Origin of the sequence: Collinsella vaginalis, assembly GCF_900176655.1 — a bacterium.
GTDB lineage: Bacteria > Actinomycetota > Coriobacteriia > Coriobacteriales > Coriobacteriaceae > Collinsella > Collinsella vaginalis.
In genome coordinates this window covers 241,400-260,333 of record NZ_LT838843.1, presented here as the reverse complement: position 1 = coordinate 260,333, position 18,934 = coordinate 241,400, and the positions used below count along the sequence as shown (strand labels likewise).

Genomic DNA, 18,934 nt, shown 5'->3' with positions numbered 1-18,934 from the left:
GGTTGCGATCTTCATGGTGCACTCCTCCCGCTCGGTGGCGTTATGCAGAAAAGAGGGTATGGCATCCGATCAATTCACCATGATAGGACGTGCGAGCCGACAGTGCCACAAAAACCAAACCGACTGGCCAAAAAGTGCTCTGAGGATGTGATCTATCGGGTCGGCGCATCGTCTGCGAGCTTAAATTGACCAACTTCTCCTATGCATTTCTTTGCCGCGGAGAGCCTTTCGGCTTCACATGCCATGGAAGCTCACTGCCATTCGCGCCTGAAATGCAGCCTCGAAGCTTTTTTGGCCATCACTTCGACGGACCATGTGAGGTGTCTGCCGTCTGCCCGCGCACCGGGGCGCTGGAGCCGGCAGGTAGATGGAAAAGACCCCGCCCTCCGAGTAGAGAGCGGGGTCGTGTAGAGCAACTCACCCCTGCCGAGCGCAGCGGCCTGCAAAGGGGGTGCCTATAGGATCAGCAATGCGGCGGTTGTGACCACCACGCTCGCCACCGCGATCATGATGATGGGACGGGCCGCCCACTTCAGCCAGGTGGGATACGTGACACGTGCGAGCAGAAGACCCGGCAGGAAGACCGCCGTCGGGCTGAACAGGTTCGCGAGGCCGTTGGCAGCGGAGAAGATCGCGATGATCACCTCGGGCGAGAAGCCCAGGTTGTGGGCGAGCGGACCCAGAATCGGCATCGAGATGTTGGCGAGCGCCGAGGTGGAGGTGATGACCACGGAGAGCCCGAGGTACACGAGGTAGCTCAGGGGGCCGAAGACGAGCGCACTCGTGCCCTGGAGCGCGTGCGAGGCGCTCTCGAGGATCACGCGGTCGAGCCCGGTCTGGCCCATGAGGATCGAGATGGCGCGGGAGAGGCCCACCATGAGCGCGACACCGATCATCTCGCCGGCGCCGTCGAGGAAGCCGTCGACGATCTCGTTCTCGCGCAGACCACCGGACACGCCGATGACGATCGCCATGATGAAGAACCAGACCGAGGCGTCGTTGAAGTACCACTCCCCGATCGGGTGGCCGGTGATGAGGCCGCTCCAGGGCATCTGCGTCCAGGTCTCCGTCGCCGCGTCGTAGACACCGCCCGCGGTGAAGATGTTCACACCGAAGTCGCTCCACGGAACGAACCCGCAGATCATGACCAGGAACGAGATGCCGAACATCGCGAGGGCGATCTTGCGCTTCCGGGTGAACTCGGGCATGGCCACGGCCTTGTCCCCGGCCCTCTCGCCGTAGGCCTCCTCGCTCTCCTTCTGCTCCTGCAGGCTGAGGATCGTCGAGCCCTTGTCGCGGCGCACCTTGTTGCCGTAGGTGAGGATGCAGGCGAGCGAGATGATGTAGGAGACCACGGTCAGAATCGCACCCAGGATGATCACGATGCCCTGGTTCGCCTCGATGCCGACACTCGCCAGTGCATCGATGGCGGCGCCCACGGCGAACGGGTTCACCGTTGAGCCGAGGCAGCCGACACCGGCGCCGAACAGCACCGTCGCCGAGGCGACCACGGTGTCGAAGCCCGCCGCAAAGAGCGCAGCCGAGAGCAGAGCGTAAAACGGGATGGTCTCCTCGCAGAATCCGTAGGTCGAGCCGAGGATGGCGAACACCGCCATGACGGCGGCTATCAGCAGGTTCTCCCTACCGTGCAGGGATTTCACGAGGGCCGCGATGCCGGCATCGAGGGCGCCTAGGCGGTTCACGATGCCTAAGCACCCGCCCATGATGAGCAGGAAGAGCGAGATCTCGATGCCATCGAGGAAGCCCGAGATCGGCGAGACGAGGATGTCCGAGATGGAGGCCGGCGTGATCCCCGGGATGAACCGGGAAAGGACGATGGTCGCGAGCCCGATCACCACCGTGATGATGATCAACAAGGTGTATGAGGAGATCATCACCCGCTGTTTGCCAGACCCGTTTGACGTGTCCGCTTCTGATGCCATGCCAGCCTCCTTGGAATCCGCGACGACAGACGTGACTGCCATCCTAACAGACCGCGTGCATAACGCCATAAGAAGATTCATGAACGGTCGGTTTTTAGGGGTGCCTGAACGAGGTTTCACACAGGGAGTCTCAGAGGTAACGACGCCAGTCATCCTCATCCTCGTCGTCTTCTTCGGCTGCTGAGGCCTCGCGGGCCGATGCCGCGCGGGCGGCCGCGTCCGCATAGGTCTCGGGGTTCCGCTCCGGGAAGGTCGCGAAGGCGTGCTCGAAGACAGCGAGGTGCTCCTCATAGCTGGTGCGTGGGATCGCGAAGATGACCTCGGTGGCGACATGGGTCCCCCGGGCGAGCTCCGCGCGGAACGCCTCGGCGACCAGCTGGGCATCCCACCCGAAGACGCCGCAGCCGAAGGCGCCGAGGATCAGCTTCTCATGACCGAGATCGTCCGCGATGGCGAGCACGAGACGGATGCGCTCGTTGAGAGCGGTGATGAGGGCCGCGTCGTCGACGCGGTACTCCTCGCGGGCGCGACGGGCGTTGGGGGCCGCCGCCACGATCACGTCGGCATAGGCGTGCACCTTGTCGCGGGAGAAGCGCACCGCGGGCACCGCGAGGGCGCGGTTGCGGTAGAGCTCGCAGTTGATGTTGCGGCGCCGGTTCTCGCCGTACCAGGACCGCTGGGTCGTGAGCACGTTGTAGAGGAAGGACTCGCCGCAGAGCGCCTCCTCCTGGGCCCAGGCCCCGCGATCGTAGCCGCCGCCCGGACTCACGAAGGAGGCGAAGTCGAGGACCGCGAGGTCGCAGAATTGGGCGCGGCCGCGGCCGCGCTCCAGGATGGCGGTGACGCTGTCCTGAGCAACGACGGAGATCTTCGGGAGGGGCAGCGCAGGCTCGGCGGGCACTGCCTCTGCCTCGGTTGTCGGGGTCTCCCCTGCAGCGGGGACCCCGGTCACGGAGTCCTCGGCGGCAAGCGTCGACACCTCGAGCGCGCTCGCGGCCTCAGGTTCGCCCTCGACTTCGGGCGCGACCGGCGCGGCCACGGGCCGCGGCGCGTTCTTCCCCCGCGGGATGCCGTCGTAGGCGCGGATGCCCGCCACAGAGGACTCGATCTCCCGGCCAAAACGCGACGCCATCGCGGCGATGTGCCGCTCCGCCTCACGCGCCCGGGTATCGCGCCGTCCACTCGCCTGACCCCGGTTGCCCTGCCTGCGCCTGCGATCCTCCGCCATGGTGCCCCCTTCATCGAAGTCGGTATGAACCCGATGGTAGCACGGACGAAGGGCGGGGTCAGCGAAGCCCCGCGGCGCGGGCCGCCAGATCCGCCATCAGCCGAGCGGCGGCATCCGAATCGTTCAAGCAGGGCACGTACACGAAACCGTGACCCCCGCCGTCCTTGGGAAAGGCCGCGCGAGCGCGCTCGCTGAAAACATGCTCAACGTCGTAAAGGGTCTCCAGGCAATCGATCGAGAAGCCCGGACAGATGAAGAACAGCCGCCCCTCGCAGCGCGCGGCCACGTCCTCCAGGATCTCCGTCGTGAACGGACCGTGCCAGAGCCGGCCGTCGGCGAACGGGGATTGAAAGGAGAGGGTCCAGCGACCGGTGTCGATACCGAGGCGCGCCGCCACGGCCCGGCAGGTTTCCCGCACCTGATCGGGGTAGGTGTCACCGGCCTTGATATCAGGCTGGGGCACGGCATGGAAGCTGAACATCAGGCGGTCGCGCGCGGGATCGAACCCCACCTCCTCAATCCTTGCCGCCAGGGCGTCAAGGTAGATGGGGTTGTCGCCGTACGACGACACCTCGTGCACAGAGGGTTTCCAGGCGATCGCCTCCAGAGCCGACCGCACCCGACGTAAGACCGCGCCGGTGGTGGAGGTTGCACTTTGCGGGTAAAGCGGAATCACGACGAGCCGGGTGCAGCCCGCCGCACGAAGCTCCACGAGGGCATCCGCGATGCTCGGCTCCCCATAGCTCATGGCCGCCCGCACGAGCGGAGCGGCGTCCTGCGGGGCGAGGTCAACGGAGACCAGCGTCTCCTCGGCGCGTGCGGCAAGGTTCCGCGCACCGACGATCAGCGGGGCGCCTTCCTCCCGCCAGATCAACCGGTACTTGGCGGCGGAGCGCCTCTTCCGGGTCGGCAGGATGCAGAGATGCAGGATCGGCCACCAGATGGGCGCCGGGCAGGGGCGTACGCAGGGGTCCATAAGGAACTCGGCGAGGTAGGCCTTGACCGCCTCTGCCTCCGGGGCCGACGGCGAGCCCGTGTTGACGAGCAGCACGCCGACGCGTCCCCCTGTGCGCATGTATCCCCCCTCGCTGCCCCTTTGGGCCGCGCGCACGTCGTGCGCGCATAAAACCGCGCGGGCACCGTACTCTGGAGTCCGCTCGTTCATGTGGTAAAGAGGATGATACCCCCACTGGGCGCAGCTGTCCTACGCGATATGGCCTATGAAGTCACGGGTCCGCTCTGAAGCCGGATGGTCGAAGACCTGATCCGGGGTCCCCTCCTCCACGATCACGCCCCCGTCCATGAAGATGACGCGGTCAGCCACCTCACGGGCGAACCCCATCTCATGGGTCACCACGATCATGGTCATGCCCTGACGGGCAAGGTCGCGCATGACGGCGAGGACATCGCGGACGAGCTCGGGGTCGAGCGCGCTGGTGGCCTCATCGAAGAGCATCACGCTCGGGTTCATGGCCAGGGCGCGTGCGATGGCGACGCGCTGCTGCTGGCCGCCGGAGAGCTGGGACGGCATGAAATCGATGCGGTCGGCGAGGCCGACACGCGTGAGCTCCTCGATGGCGACGCGACGGGCCTCCTCGGCGCTGCGCTTGAGCACCTTCTGCTGGGCGATCATGACGTTCTTGCACACGTTCAGATGGGGAAAGAGGTTGAACTGCTGGAAGACCATACCGAGGCGGCGCCTGACGGCGTTGATGTCAGTGCCCTTCGCCGTGATGTCGGTCCCCTCGAAGATGATCTGACCGGCTGTCGGCTCCTCCAGCCGGTTGATGCAGCGCAGCATCGTCGACTTCCCCGATCCGCTCGGGCCGAGGACCACCACGACCTCGCCTGCATGGACGTCGAGGTCGATTCCGCGCAGCACCACGTTGCCGCCGTAGCTCTTCTCGAGCCCCTTGATGCTCACGATCGGGTCGGCGGTCTCCCCCGGCGCAGACACGGTGGATTGCAAACTGCTCATCTGGCTCATCTCATCCTCCTACAGGCTCGAGATCTGATCGGGCGTGGCGCCCACGGCCACTGCCGGCGCCTGCTTGGCGAGTTTCCCCGGGCGCGGGCCGCCACGGCGCAGCCGGATCTCCAGACGCCCCACCATGTGCGCGAGCGGCAAGGTCACCACCAGGTAGAACAAGGCTGCAACCACATAGGGCGTGATCGACCCCGTGGTGGCAACGACGGTCTTCGCATACATCACGATCTCCATGACGCCCACGGCGGCAAGAAGCGAGGTGTCCTTGTAGAGCAGTATGAACTCGCTGGTGAGGGTCGGGATGACGTTCCGGAAGGTCTGCGGGATGATGATCGAGATCATGGTCTGCGCGCCCGTCATACCAAGCGAACGGGCCGCCTCACCCTGCCCTACAGGCACCGCCTGGATGCCGGCGCGGAAGATCTCGCAGAGGTAGGCTGCGGAGTTCATCGCCATGACGATGACGCCGAGTGGGTAGTTGTCCATGTTGAGTCCCGCCAGCGGCAGGCCGAAGAAGGCGATGTAGATCTGCAGAAACGCCGGCGTGCCGCGGATGAGGTTCACGTAGAGGCCGGCGACAAGACGCAGGATCCGGGACTTTGAGATGCGCATGAGCGAGAGCAGGAACCCGAAGGGGATCGCGAGCGGGAAGGCAACGATGACGATGGCGAGCGCCATCAGGAAGCCGGAGAAGATGATCGGCAGGCTCGTGACGATGAGCAGCGGGTTCAGGAACAAACGCAGGAACCGGTTGGCGTTCCATGCCTGGACCAAGGGCTGCGCCTCGAGATAGCTCTCGAGCTGCTCGGTGAGCGAGGTCTCGCGCACCTGCAGGGTCGGCATGCCGGAGACGTCCTTGTTGCCGCCATCTTCAAGCTCATAGCTTCCCGAGAGCTGCATCGCGCCGCCGGAGACGGGGAACTTGACGCCGTAGAGTTCGAAGCGGATGTAGGATCCGGCAGGCGCGGGCTCGGGGAAGCTGACGTGCAGGGTCTCCCCCGCCTCGTCGTAGGTCGCCTTTACGAAGGTGCGGTCCATGAGGTCGGCGCCGGAGAGGATGGTCACGCGCGCGTCCTCAGTGGTGTAGGCGGTGCCGGTGGGCAGGGCGAGAAAGAAACCAGTGAGAGACTCATCTGGATCGGCTTGGACCTCCCAGGTGATCCGCGTGTCGACCCCACCGACCACGTCGCTGCCCGCGTCGGTGTTTGGCTGGGCGCTGAGCTTCGCCACCTCGAGGGCGGTTGCCGGTGCGGGCGCGCACAGGAGGAACGCGCCGATGAGCGCGAGGCCGAAGATGAGTGCGGCGAGGCGGCGTCGGATCCCCCCACCTGAGGGCGCCGTCCATCTGCTCCATGTCATCCCGTACGTCGTGTCCACGATGTCTCCTTCACTCCTGTTCATGCGCGCGGCCCGCACAGCTGCAGTGCGGGCCGCCTTGATCCTTCTCGTGAGGTCTCGTTTGGCGCCCCTGTTACTTGATGTTGTACTGCGCCATCAGGGCATCGATGGTGCCGTCGTCGGTGAGCTCCTTGATCGCGTCGTTGATGGCATCCTTGAGCGCAGTGTTGTCCTTTCCGACGGCGATCGAGTACTCCTCGCCGGTCGAGATCTGCTTGATCACCTGCTCGTTGTCGAAGTTGCCCGCAACCATCTGCCCGGCGACGGAGCGGTTGGAGACGATCGCGTTCGCCTGGCCGGCCTGGAGCGCCGAGTAGCAGTCGGTGGCGTCCTTGAAGGGCACGAGCGTGGCCTTGAGGAAGTTCTCCTTGGCGAACGCCTCGGCCGTGGAGCCGGACTGGACGGCGATCTTGACATCGGCTGAGTTGAGAGCCTCGGCGTAGTTGTCGGCCGTGACGGCGGTGTCGCTCTTCATCGTGACGATGGCCTGGTCGTCCATGTAATAGGAGTCCGTGAAATCGACCTGCTTCTTGCGGTCCGGCGTGACCGTGATGGAGGCGACGCCCACGTCGTACTTCGCGCCCGAGGCCACTCCCGGCACGATGGAGTCGAAGTCAACGTTCTTGATCTCGACCTCGAGGCCCAGCTTCTCGGCGATCTTGGTGATCAGGTCGAGATCGAAGCCCTTGTATTCGCCGTCTTCCATGTACTCGAAGGGCGCGTAGTCGGCCGAGGTGCCCACGGTGAGCTTGCCATCGGTCACCAGCGTGTACCCGCTCGCACTTGACGTGTCCGCGCTCGAACCGGATGCAGCGGTCGTGCTGCCACCGCATCCGACAAGCGCGAGCGATGCGACTGCGGCGACACCCGCCACGAACGCTCCGAACTTCTTATGCTTCCCCATGTCTGCTCCTTCTGGTTCCTGATGCGTCTTGATCAGGTCGATTAAAACGCAAACGATTATGCTTATATTTGGATTTACTGGCAAATGGGATCTCAAATTGTTTCGATCGTATGTCAGATGATGAGGTTTATGGAGCGATCTTAGTACGCATAAACGCATATTATTAGATTTAGAGCGGTAAAATTTGGATTTTATTTGCTCGAGCCCGTGGTTGCCCGGCTCCCGAAAATGGGAGGGATTCCCCCCTGCATCGCTGGCATTCACTTGAGCGGGCATGAACGTGGAGGAGGCGGTGAGCACCCGAACATGGTGAATATTTCCGATACAGGGGTGACGCGCATGGTCAACCGCACCGCCCGCTCCATTTCACTTATGGGCGTGACTGATGCGTTAACCCGCCCGTGGTCGGCCGCGCATGCAAGCTGACAGCAATGTGCCGCCTGCCCAATTGAGGATGCCTACATCGGCTTAGCGTCCTTTTGTCTTACAGCTCTCGTTTACAGGTCTGTCGGCGCACGTCCGTCATGCCGAAGCGGCACCGCATAGGAGTCGATTGGCAAACCGCTCCACATCTAAAAATTGCATTTTCTTGAGATATGAATAGATTCACGGCGGAAAAGGCCGAGTTATGAACCCTCTTATGCATAACGCACGATATTGCACCATGGTTGACCTGGTCTTTTCTCTTTCCAACTGAGACCGTCCTCAAATGCCTATGCATAGCTCAAAGAAATGCAATTCTGCCGCCCGCGCTGGCCTCTGATATGACTTCGCGAGCACGCGCGAATCCCACAGGGCCCGCCCGATCGCTTCCGAAATCTTGGAGACAAGCGGGTCCATGACCGACGGCGAAGTCCAAGGCCTCTTGAGATGCCAGCGGACCAACAACGCACCCAAAACTAGTCGAGCCGCCAACGGAGCGTCCAGGACCGGTCGAGCTGCCTGCGGATCAATGGAGCCGAGCATGTGACCAGTTGAGTTGTCCGCAGATCAATGACAGCGCCTTTGGCCGGTTGGACTGCCAGCGGATCAATTAAGCCCCACGCGGCCGGTTGAGTCGTCTGCAGATCAACGGATCCGCACTGGCCGGTTGAATCGCCCGAGGGCCAACGGCGCCGCACCTGGCCGATTGGGCCGAACACGGATCAACAGAGCCACCCAAAGCCTGCCGGGCTGCCAACAGGCCGACGGAGCTGCTTCCGCGCCGGATCGCGCGCCTTATCCCGCGAGACCTCGTAGGAGCTCGATCTCACAAGCGTACCCCGCCAGCTCATCATGGGGCGTCTCCAAGATGAAGGGCAGGTCGCGAAGGGCGGGGTGGGTCACGATGCGCTCAAACACATCGAGGCCGCCGCCCAATTCAGGGGATCCCAGGTAGCCCTCACCGATCCGTGCATGCCGGTCCTTCGCCGCGCCGCACGGATTCTTCGAGTCGTTAATATGAATGGCGCGGAGGCGATCGAGGCCGATGACGCGGTCAAACTCCGCGAGCACGCCGTCAAGGTCGTGCACGATATCGTATCCGGCATCGTGTACATGACAGGTGTCAAGGCAGACGCCGAGCTTGTCCGCAAGGGACGGTGCAACCGCCCCCACCCGCGCGATGATGGCCGCGAGGTCCTCGAACCGCCCACCGACCTCAGTCCCTTTCCCCGCCATGGTCTCAAGGAGGACGGTCGTGCGCTGGCCCTCGAACATGACCTCGCACAGTGCCTCGGCGATGAGCTCGATACCGCGCTCGCGACCCTGCCCGGTGTGGGCACCCGGATGGAAGTTGTAGTAATTCCCCGGCAAGGACTCAAGGCGACGCAGGTCCTCGGCCATGGCCTCGCGGGCGAACTCGCAGGCACGGTCCTTGGCTGAACAGGCGTTATACGCGTACGGAGCATGAGCGACAAGCGGTCCGAACCCCTGCTCTCTGAGCGTCGCGGAGAGGGCGGCCACGTCATCGGGGTCCAGAGCGCGAATGCTGCCGCCACGCGGGTTGCGCGTGAAGAAGGCGAAGGTGCTGGCCTTGATCGAAAGGGCGGCGTCGCCCATGGCCGCATAGCCCTTCGCTGAGGAGAGATGGCATCCGATGGTGAGCATACGGGCTCCTTACGTAGTGCGAGACGAGGTGCGGAACGTGCTGCCCCGCTCATGGCGGAGGCGGGGGTTACCCCCACGCATGGTGCTGGCCAATCGAAGCGGATCGCGCACCGTGAGCGTTGTGGGTCGATGAAGAGCTCGAACCCATCACGCGACAGAGGCCAGGCGGGCGCCGATGATCTGAGGCTGAAACACTCCGCACGTCATTCATCCAGGGGCCTACGCCGTAAGCGCTTCACCTCTGATCGGCGGTGTTTGCCAGCGAGACGGCGCTCTTGGGACCCGCGGCTGGGTTTGGTGGCGCGACGCGGCGTTGGCGGGACGGCGCGACGCTCGAGGATCTCGCGCAGCTTTCGCAGGGCTCGTTGGCGGTTCTGCCACTGGCTGCGCGACTCACGCGCCATGACGGAGATCCCCGACGGCCGATGGGTGAGTCGCACCGCTGAATCCGTGGTGTTGACTCCCTGGCCACCGGGGCCCGTCGCTCGGAACACTTGCAGGTCGCAGTCCCGGGCGAGCTCCTCCATCGGGAGGGCCGCCCAGACAGCGTAGTCTCGGTATGTGAACGCCTCGTTATCCATGCCGTCCATCCTACCCCAGGTACCGATAGCCTCCAGGCTCCGGAACCCGCGGGCGCGATACAGACCGATGAGATAGGCCGGACCGCCATGCGACCGGCCCATACCCAACTCGATCCCACGCACGCCCGGTCCAACAACCAGGTTTCCCGTCCACCTGGCTCCAAGACGCCCTGGCCCTCTGTGAGCCCGGAGCCGCGTCATCTGGAGAGACGGCGGCGGCGCCTGTGTCTGCTGACGCCGCCATCCCTCACGGTCCTTACTCCGCCAGCGCTTTCTGCCGCTCACGGTCGCGGGCGAGCAGCGGCCCCAGGAACCGTCCCGTATAGCTCTTCTCGCACTTCGCCACCTGCTCAGGCGTCCCCGACACCACCACGGTGCCACCGCCCGAGCCGCCCTCGGGGCCCATGTCGATCAGGCGGTCGGCGACCTTGATGACATCGAGGTTGTGCTCGATCACGAGGACCGTGTTGCCCGCGTCTACCAGGCGCTGGAGCACATCGATGAGCTGACGGACGTCGTCAAAGTGCAGGCCCGTGGTGGGCTCGTCGAGGATGTAGAAGGTCTTGCCCGTCTGCTTGCGGTGCAGCTCCTTCGCGAGCTTCACACGCTGGGCCTCACCGCCCGAGAGGGTCGTGGCCGGCTGGCCCAGGCGGACGTAGCCCAGGCCGACGTCGAACAGGGTCTGCAGCTTGCGCTTGATCTGTGGGATGCTCCCGAAGAAGCCGAGCGCCTCGGTCACGCTCATGTCGAGCACGTCGGAGATGGACTTGCCACGGTAGGTGACCTCGAGCGTCTCGCGGTTGTAGCGCTTGCCGCCGCAAACCTCGCAGGGGACGTAGAGGTCGGGCAGGAAGTGCATCTCGATCTTGATCTGACCGTCGCCCTTGCAGGCCTCGCAGCGACCGCCGGACACGTTGAACGAGAAGCGGCCCGGCGAGTAGCCGCGCGCCTTCGACTCGGGCACGCTCGCGAAGAGCGACCGCAGATCGTCCCAGAGCCCGATGTAGGTGGCCGGGTTCGACCGTGGCGTGCGTCCGATGGGTGACTGATCGATGTCGATCACCTTGTCGATGTTCTCGATCCCCTCGAGCTTCTTGTACTTCCCCACGGGGCGGCCGGACCGGTGGATGGCGTTGGTGAGCGCCGGCGCGATGGTGTCGGTGACGAGGCTCGACTTGCCTGAGCCGGACACGCCCGTGACCACCGTGAACGTTCCGAACTCGATCTTCGCCGACACGTTCTTGAGATTGTTGCAGGAGGCGCCTGTGACCTTCAGGGCCCCGCGACCCGGCTTCCGGCGCTTCTCGGGCACGCGGATCATCTGCTTTCCGGTGAGGTAGCGCCCGGTGAGCGAATCGGGGCAGGCCATGATCTCCTCGGGCGTTCCGGCTGCGACCACCTTGCCGCCGTGCTCGCCGGCACCCGGTCCCATGTCGATCACGTAGTCGGCCGCGCGAATGGTGTCCTCATCGTGCTCGACGACGATGACGGTGTTGCCGATATCGCGCAAGCGCTCGAGCGTGGCGATGAGCCGCTCGTTATCGCGCTGATGGAGACCGATCGAGGGCTCATCGAGGATATAGAGTACGCCCATGAGGCCCGCGCCGATCTGTGTGGCCAGGCGAATGCGCTGGGCCTCGCCGCCCGAGAGGGTTGCCGAGGCGCGATCGAGCGTGAGGTAGTCGAGGCCCACGTCGACCAGGAAGCGGAGGCGCTCGATGATCTCCTTGACGATGCGCCCACCGATGAACTGCTGGCGCTCGGTGAGCTCAAGGTCCTGGAAGAAGCCGAGGCTCTCACGGCACGACATGCAGCAGACCTCGTAAATCGACTTCTCCCCCACCGTGACAGCAAGCATCTCCGGGCGGAGACGGGCGCCGTGGCAGGAGCTGCAAGGCTCCTCGCGGATGTACTTCTCAAGTTTCGCCTTGGTGTTCTCGTTCGTGGACTCGATGAAGCGCTCGTAGAGGATGTTGCGCACGCCCGAGTACTTGGTGAACCAGTGCGTATCACGGCCGTCCTGAGTGTGGTAGTCGACGCGCATCTTCTTCTCGCCGAGGCCATCGAGGAAGACGCGGCGCACGCGGGCCGGGAGGTCTTTCCAGGGGGTGTCGGGGCTAACACCCAGGTGCGCGCAGAGGGCACGGAAGATCTGAGGGTAGTAGTTCGACTTGCCGAAGAAGCTGCCGAAGACGCCCTCGTTGATTGAGAGGCCCGGGTCCTCGATCAGGGCCTCGGCGTCCACGATCTTCTTGAACCCCAGGCCATCGCACTCGGGGCAGGCGCCATAGGGGGCGTTGAAGGAGAAGTCGCGCGGCTGGAGGTCGTCGATGGAGTGGCCGTGCTCGGGACAGGCGAGGGCGAGGGAGTACTGGAGCAGCTCCCCCTCGGTGCCCTCCGGCGCATCGCGGCTGGGCAGGAGGTACACGGCCACATTGCCCTGGGCGAGCTTGGTTGCCTGCTCGACGGACTCCGCGATGCGGCCGAGGCTGTCCTCGCGGATGACGATGCGGTCCACCACCACCTCGATGGTGTGCTTGAACTTCTTATCGAGCTCGATGGGATCGTCGAGCTGGCGCACCTCGCCGTCGATGCGCACACGCGAGAAGCCCTCGCGGCGCAGGTCGTCGAGGAGCTTGGTGTACTCACCCTTGCGGCCTTGGACGACCGGCGCGAGCACGAAGGCGCGCTGACCCTGACCGGCCTCGAGGATCTTATCGGCCACCTGGTCGGTGGTCTGGCGCTCGATCACGCGGCCGCACTCAGGGCAGTGCGGGGTGCCCACCCGCGCGAACAGCAGGCGCAGGTAGTCATAGATCTCCGTGACCGTGCCCACCGTGGAGCGCGGGTTCTTGGAGGTGGTCTTCTGATCGATGGAGACAGCCGGGGAGAGGCCGTCGATGGAGTCGAGGTCCGGCTTGTCCATCTGGCCGAGGAACTGGCGGGCGTAGCTGGACAGCGACTCCACGTAACGGCGCTGGCCCTCGGCGTAGATGGTGTCGAAGGCGAGCGAGCTCTTACCCGAGCCGGAGAGACCCGTGATGACCGAGAGCTTACCGCGCGGGATTTGGACGTCCACGTCCTGCAGGTTGTGCTCGCGGGCGCCGCGGATGACGATGTTTGGCGATTCTGGCATGTGCGTGCTCCCCCAAAAAAGAGCTAGATATCAGCGTTTTCCTATCGTTGAACCAGTCTACCCCATCGTGCGGACATATGTTCGTAGGAGGCCGGTGCTCACGGGAAGTGCAAGGGATGTTCGCCCCACTGGCCTACGCCTTGGAGCACCTCGCCGAATCGCCAGGCCCTTTTGTTGACAAGTGACACCGTACTCGAGGAGGATATTGAGCAATTGTGTGACCACGCCCCTAGGGCCCTACGAACTGGACGCCGCATGCCCGAGACAACCTCGACCGCCTACACCGCCATCCCTCTCATCGCGCTCGCCGTCTTGATCGCGATGGTGGGGTTCGCCGTTGCGCGGGGCCTTGGCGTGCGCGGGGCGGGGCTCCCCAGGCTCGATCGAACGCGTGGAGCTCATGCGGCCGCGCAGCCTGCTCCACCCAGCAGGCAACCGCGGCGGGGCCTACGTGCCGGCCTGTTTCTCTGGCCCCTCCCCTTCGCCGGCTTCCTCGTCTTGCTCGCGATCATGATCTCCCAAGGCTCCGTCGAAGCCGATGCGGGCTGGCTCGATATCGCCGGCCGCTCGGCGCTGATCGCGCTCTTCGGGGGAGTCACGCTCCTGTGCGGCACCGCGGATGACCGGATCGCGTCGCTCGCACCAAGGCCCCGGGTGGCCCTTGTGGCCGTTCGCGACATCACGATCCTCATCATCGTCGCCCTGATCGGGGTCTTCGTGCTCGACTCGAGTTGGAATGCCGAGGAGATCAGGGAGATCGGCATCTTCTACTACGTCTTCTCGCACATCGTGGTCCTCGCCCTGCTTGCGATCGCCTACTTCCTTGGACAGCGTACGGGCATCCTCTGCTGCCTGGTGCTCATCGCCTGCCTTGGATTCGGCGTCGCCCAGCACTTCGTCGTCGAGTTCAAGGCCGCGGCCATCCTGCCGAGCGACCTGCTCGCCATCGGAACGGCGGCCGACGTGGGGGCTGGCTACTCCTACCTGCTCACCATCCCCATTCTTGACGCGATCACGCTCACCGCTGCGGGGCTCGGCCTCCTTTCGTTCATTCGCCCGGTCAAACGCGTGGGGCTGCGGGGCATCGCCGTGAACGCCGGGGCCAACCTGGCTCTGGCGGGCGCTGTCACCGCCTGCTTCTTCGGCTACTTCAACGCCACCAGCCTCGAACGCGATCTTGGGATCTCATATAACCGCTGGCAGCCCATCGAGACCTACCGCAGCATCGGGTTCATCCCCGCCTTCATCACCGTCCTCCAGGATCTCGAGATCCCCCGACCCGATGCATACAGCGACGCGCAGGCTCAGGAGCTTGAGGAGGGGCTCTCCGCCGCCTACGATGCCGGCGAGGGCACGAGTCCCGAGCGTGCTGAGGCCTCGGTCCAATTCGGCGTCGAGCGGCCGGCCGTCATCGCCGTCATGAACGAGACCTTCTCGGATCTCTCGATCTACGATTCCGTCCGGGCCGCAGGCTACGAGGGACCAACGTATTTCAACAGCATCTCAGACGGCCTGGTCAAGGGCACCTTCATGGCTCCCGTTCACGGCGGGGGCACCGCGAACTCGGAGTTCGAGTTCCTGACCGGCAATTCGATGGCCTTCATCGGAGGCGGCAAATACCCCTACCAGCTCTACGATTTCACGACGGTAGACAGCCTGCCCCGTCAGCTCTCCCAGATCGGGTATGAGACGACGGCAATCCACCCCATGCTCGCCAGCAACTGGAACCGCAGAGGTGCCTACCATACCCTCGGTTTTGACACCTTCCTGGATGCGACGGATTTTGAGGGGGCGCCCGGTTACCACGCGGGAGCGACAGACCGCGTCACCTACGACCGGATCCTCCAGATCCTCCGCGACGACGCCGACCCCCAGTTCATCCTCGACGTCACGATCCAGAACCACGGCGGCTACTGGCCCGGCTCCGTACCTGAGGAGGACCTCCCCGGGATCACGCCGGAGGGGCTCTCGGATGACATCGTGAGTCAGCTCAACACCTATCTTGCCTGCATCAACCGCTCCGAAGCCGACCTCGCCTACTTCATCGAGGAGCTCCGGTCGATCGGGAGGCCGGTCGTCCTCGTGTTCTTCGGCGACCACCAGCCCACCTTCAGCAGGGACATCAACGATGCGACGCACCTCGGCGAAGACCAGGTAACCCACGAGCAGCGCATCTACCAGACGCCGTTCCTCATCTGGGCGAACTACGACGTCGCAAGCCGGACGCAGGAGAGCGGGTATGACGAGGTCGGGGGCAACGCCCTCGGCGCGCTCACGCTCGACCTCATCGGCGCCCCGCTGACGGACCGCCAGAAGGCAACCCTCGCCGCCCGCAGCGAGGTCGTCTCCACCAACGCGAACGGCTACCTCGGAGCCGACGGGCTGCGCTACGCCATCGACGACCCGAACAGCCCGTATGCCGCGATGGTCGACGCCCAGCAGCGGATCCAGTACCTCGAGTTCGCACGCAAGCTGCGGTAGGACTCAAGGACCGGCTCCCCCTACCGCCGTTCGATGATCGCCGTCGCGACGCGGATGCCGTCGGTGGCGGCTGACATGATCCCGCCTGCATAGCCCGCACCCTCCCCACAGGGGAACAGGCCCGGCGTGCTCACCGAGGCGCAGTCGGCACCGCGCGGCACCGAGATCGGGGAGCTCGACCGCGATTCGACACCGGTGAGTACCGCGTCCGGCGCCCCGAAGGCGCGCAGGCGGCGCGCGAGCTCAGGCAGGCCATGGCGCATGGCGTCGACGATGTAGACAGGCAGCGCCTCCTCGACGCTCCCCCACGCGACCCCGCGCGGATAGGTGGGCTCAACGGCCCCGGCCCCGGTGCTCGGCACGCCTGCGAGGAAGCCGCCGACCAGCTGGGCGGGCGCGCGGAAGACACCGCCGCCGAGTTCGAAGGCACGGCGCTCGCAGGCGCGTTGGAGCTCGACGCCGGCCAGCGGGTCATCCCCCGGGAGGTCCTGGGGGTTCACGTTCACCAGCAGGGCCGCGTTGGCGTTCCTCCCCGCGCGGGCGTGCAGGCTCGCGCCGTTGGTGACCACGCCGCCCGGCTCGCTCGCCGCGGCGACGACCTCGCCGCCCGGGCACATGCAGAAGGTGAACAGGGAGCGACCGGTGTCCGTGTGCGCCACGAGCTTGTAGGGGGCCGTACCGAGCGCCGGATGGCCAGCCGCGCTCCCATATTGCGAGCGGTCGATATCGGCCTGGAGGTGCTCGACGCGGGCGCCCATGGCGAAGGTCTTTCGGGCGAGCGTGACACCGCGGTCGCGCAGGAGCTCGAAGACGTCGCGGGCCGAGTGGCCGCAGGCGAGCACGAGGTCGCGGCAGGCGACGCGCTCCTCACCGGAGGCCGTCTGCAACCGGATGCCAGCGATCGCACCCCCGCGATCCCGCTCGATGTCGACGAGCCGACAGCGGAACCTGACCTCTCCGCCACGCGCGCGGATGCGGGCGACGATGTGCGTGACGACGGACGGCAGGATGTCTGAGCCCACATGGGGCTTGGCCTCCCAGAGGATCTCGCGCGGGGCCCCGCCGTCCACCAGGGTCTCGAGGATGAGGCGGTGGGCCGGGTTCTTGGTGCCCGTGGTGAGCTTCCCATCTGAGAACGTGCCCGCACCGCCGAGACCGAACTGGATGTTGCTCTCCGGATCGAGATCGCCGACGGCGTTGAAGCGCTCAACAGCCCCCGTGCGGCGCTCGGCGTCGTCACCGCGCTCGATGAGCAAGGGCTCAAGGCCGGCTTCGGCGAGGGTAAGGGCCGCGAAGAGCCCCGCGCAGCCCGCTCCGACGACGACGGGCCGGAGATGGGCGGTGGTGGGCAGCGCCGTGGTTGCAGCGGGTCTTGGCCAGGTGGGCGCGTTCTTCTCCGCGAGGCGGACGCGGCGCGCATCGCGGTCGGGCAGTGCGGCGACTGCGATCTGCTCAGCCCGTGGATCCGTGAGCGCGAGGTGGACGCTCACGGTGAAGTGGACGTCGGACTTCCTGCGGGCGTCGACGGACACCCGGTGCAGCTCGATCTGTGAGAGCGATGAGGCGGGAAGGCCCAACGTGCGCAGGGCGTCATCGCGCGCGGCGGCGAGCAGGGACTCCTCGGAGCCGCCGCGCCCCAGGGGGACCCGTATATTCGAAACCTCGATCATCTACGCCGCCTTTCCACGCCTTCAAACCGGCGCCCGTATCTCCATCTTAGGCACCATACGGTACGCCCGGTCTTCACATGGTATGCCAGGCTCCTATGCCCGGTTCCGCTGCCAGGGTCTGCGCCACCACTTGAGCGTACCTTTTCACGCCGCGCACCTTCGCCACATTTCCCATCCGGCCGTCTTTCCCCATGCAGCTACCTTTCCTCATGTGGCCGTCTCAAACTACAAACTTCCGCCGTAAGCCTTCGCCACGTTGCCCATGTTGCCGCCTTTCCCCATGCATCCGTCTCAAACTACAAACTTCCCGGTTTCCGTCATTTTCATTGAAATTAACCCCCTGTTTTTGACGGAAAACGGGAAGGGTCCCACATCAAGATGGTTAGACGATGGCTGTGTTGCCGGCAGCTCTGGCGGCGGAGAAACCGGCACACAGACCGGTGAGCCAGGCCCAGGCGAGGTTGTAGCCGCCGCAGTCGGCGTCCATGTTCAGGGCCTCCCCGCAGGCGAAGAGTCCCGGTCCTTCATCGTGCTCGCCATAAGAAGCGGTCGTCTCAATAGAAGGTATATTGCGGGAAGGCGCGGGCATCTTGGAGCCTGTCGGTGCGATATAAGACGCATTGCGGATAAGCTCAGACGGCTCGGAAGTTATAGGGGTACCGGACGGCGCGTTGCAGGAAGCTGCGAGCGTCCCAGAGGGCGCGCCGCAGGGGGACTCAGCTTTACTGAGAGCTACAGACGTGCCGCAGGGCGACGCAGCCCTACCGGGAGCTACAGACGTGTCGGACGATGCTCCGTGGGAAGCCGCAGACGCACTGGGCGACGTGTCGCGGGAAACCGTAGGCGTCCCAGAAGATGTATCGCAGGGAGCCGTGGGCGCGCCGAACGTCACGCTGCGGGCAACCGCAAGCGTACCGGGCTCCACGGCCTCGAGCGGGATCCCACCGCGCCGAACCTGGGCCTGGCCGGTCTCCGTGAGGCCGGCCACCGTGAGCGGAAACGCGTGGCAGAACCGCGCGGTCGCTTCGAGCGATCCTCCTGCGAGCTCGTTGATGAGTCCGGCCAGAGGACGCGCGAGCAGCCCATCGAACCACGTCGCATCGGCGGCTGCATACGGGCCACGCAGTCCCTCACGGCGGCTCAGGTGCTCTCGCAGCTCCTCCGGAGAGATAATCGGCAGCAGATCGACCTCGAGAAGGTCGCCCGCACGCGCCCGTCGCGAGATGTCGAAGGAGACGATCCCCGATATGCCATAGGAACGGAAAAGCACCTCCCCCTCCTCACGGAAGGGTTTCTCGCCATCGCGCTCCAGCGTGAGGGCGCCGTCCACGCGCAGGCCGTCCACCCGGCTGAGGGAGCCGGACGGCAGGCCTGGCACCTCGCAGGCAATCGGGCAAAGAACCGGGGTCTCGGGGACATGGGGGATGTCGAACAGCGCGCACACGCGCTCGGATGAGCCACCTGCGGCGAGCACCACGCTTCGAGCGGCCACGATGCGCGTGCGACGCGGGGCGGCGG

General features: G+C 65.2%; 12 protein-coding genes. 1 reads left to right on the top strand and 11 read right to left on the bottom strand.

The annotated features are described in order from the left end of the window. Positions 1-455: 455 nt before the first annotated feature. The 9 genes from CAP13_RS02795 to uvrA form a co-directional block, all read right to left on the bottom strand. A complete protein-coding gene (locus CAP13_RS02795; protein ID WP_085830126.1) occupies positions 456-1,943 on the bottom strand; it encodes a YfcC family protein in 1,488 nt (495 codons plus the stop codon). Positions 1,944-2,073: 130 nt separating this feature from the next. Continuing rightward, on the bottom strand, positions 2,074-3,171 hold the full coding sequence (locus CAP13_RS02790; protein WP_085830125.1) for a TIGR02452 family protein: 1,098 nt from the start codon (positions 3,169-3,171) through the stop codon (positions 2,074-2,076). Between the two features lie 58 nt (positions 3,172-3,229). Further along, positions 3,230-4,246, bottom strand: coding sequence for a ferrochelatase (hemH, locus tag CAP13_RS02785; RefSeq protein ID WP_179184903.1), 1,017 nt, complete (start codon positions 4,244-4,246; stop codon positions 3,230-3,232). Between the two features lie 129 nt (positions 4,247-4,375). Continuing rightward, positions 4,376-5,158 carry an amino acid ABC transporter ATP-binding protein gene (locus tag CAP13_RS02780; RefSeq protein WP_085830123.1) on the bottom strand — a complete coding sequence of 261 codons (783 nt, stop codon included), beginning with the start codon at positions 5,156-5,158 and terminating at the stop codon, positions 4,376-4,378. A 9-nt stretch (positions 5,159-5,167) separates the two neighbouring features. After that, positions 5,168-6,535, bottom strand: a complete 1,368-nt coding sequence (locus CAP13_RS02775) for an amino acid ABC transporter permease (RefSeq protein WP_245798870.1) — start codon at positions 6,533-6,535, stop codon at positions 5,168-5,170. Between the two features lie 94 nt (positions 6,536-6,629). Continuing rightward, complete coding sequence (locus CAP13_RS02770; RefSeq protein ID WP_085830122.1) at positions 6,630-7,460, bottom strand: ABC transporter substrate-binding protein; 831 nt, start codon at positions 7,458-7,460, stop codon at positions 6,630-6,632. Between the two features lie 1,218 nt (positions 7,461-8,678). Next, positions 8,679-9,548, bottom strand: coding sequence for a deoxyribonuclease IV (locus CAP13_RS02765; RefSeq protein ID WP_085830121.1), 870 nt, complete (start codon positions 9,546-9,548; stop codon positions 8,679-8,681). A 203-nt stretch (positions 9,549-9,751) separates the two neighbouring features. After that, complete coding sequence (locus CAP13_RS02760) at positions 9,752-10,075, bottom strand: peptide chain release factor-like protein (RefSeq protein ID WP_425429826.1); 324 nt, start codon at positions 10,073-10,075, stop codon at positions 9,752-9,754. Positions 10,076-10,385: 310 nt separating this feature from the next. Beyond that, positions 10,386-13,265, bottom strand: a complete 2,880-nt coding sequence (uvrA, locus tag CAP13_RS02755; RefSeq protein ID WP_085830120.1) for an excinuclease ABC subunit UvrA — start codon at positions 13,263-13,265, stop codon at positions 10,386-10,388. A gap of 255 nt (positions 13,266-13,520) precedes the next feature. Here uvrA and CAP13_RS02750 point away from each other — a divergent pair, with 255 nt between their 5' ends. Continuing rightward, positions 13,521-15,746, top strand: coding sequence for an LTA synthase family protein (locus CAP13_RS02750; protein WP_085830119.1), 2,226 nt, complete (start codon positions 13,521-13,523; stop codon positions 15,744-15,746). Between the two features lie 20 nt (positions 15,747-15,766). Here CAP13_RS02750 and CAP13_RS02745 read toward each other — a convergent pair whose 3' ends face one another. After that, complete coding sequence (locus CAP13_RS02745) at positions 15,767-17,416, bottom strand: NAD(P)/FAD-dependent oxidoreductase (protein ID WP_085830118.1); 1,650 nt, start codon at positions 17,414-17,416, stop codon at positions 15,767-15,769. Positions 17,417-17,798: 382 nt separating this feature from the next. Beyond that, the coding region (locus tag CAP13_RS09840) for a BaiN/RdsA family NAD(P)/FAD-dependent oxidoreductase (protein ID WP_179184902.1) at positions 17,799-18,934 on the bottom strand (1,136 nt) is incomplete at its 5' end.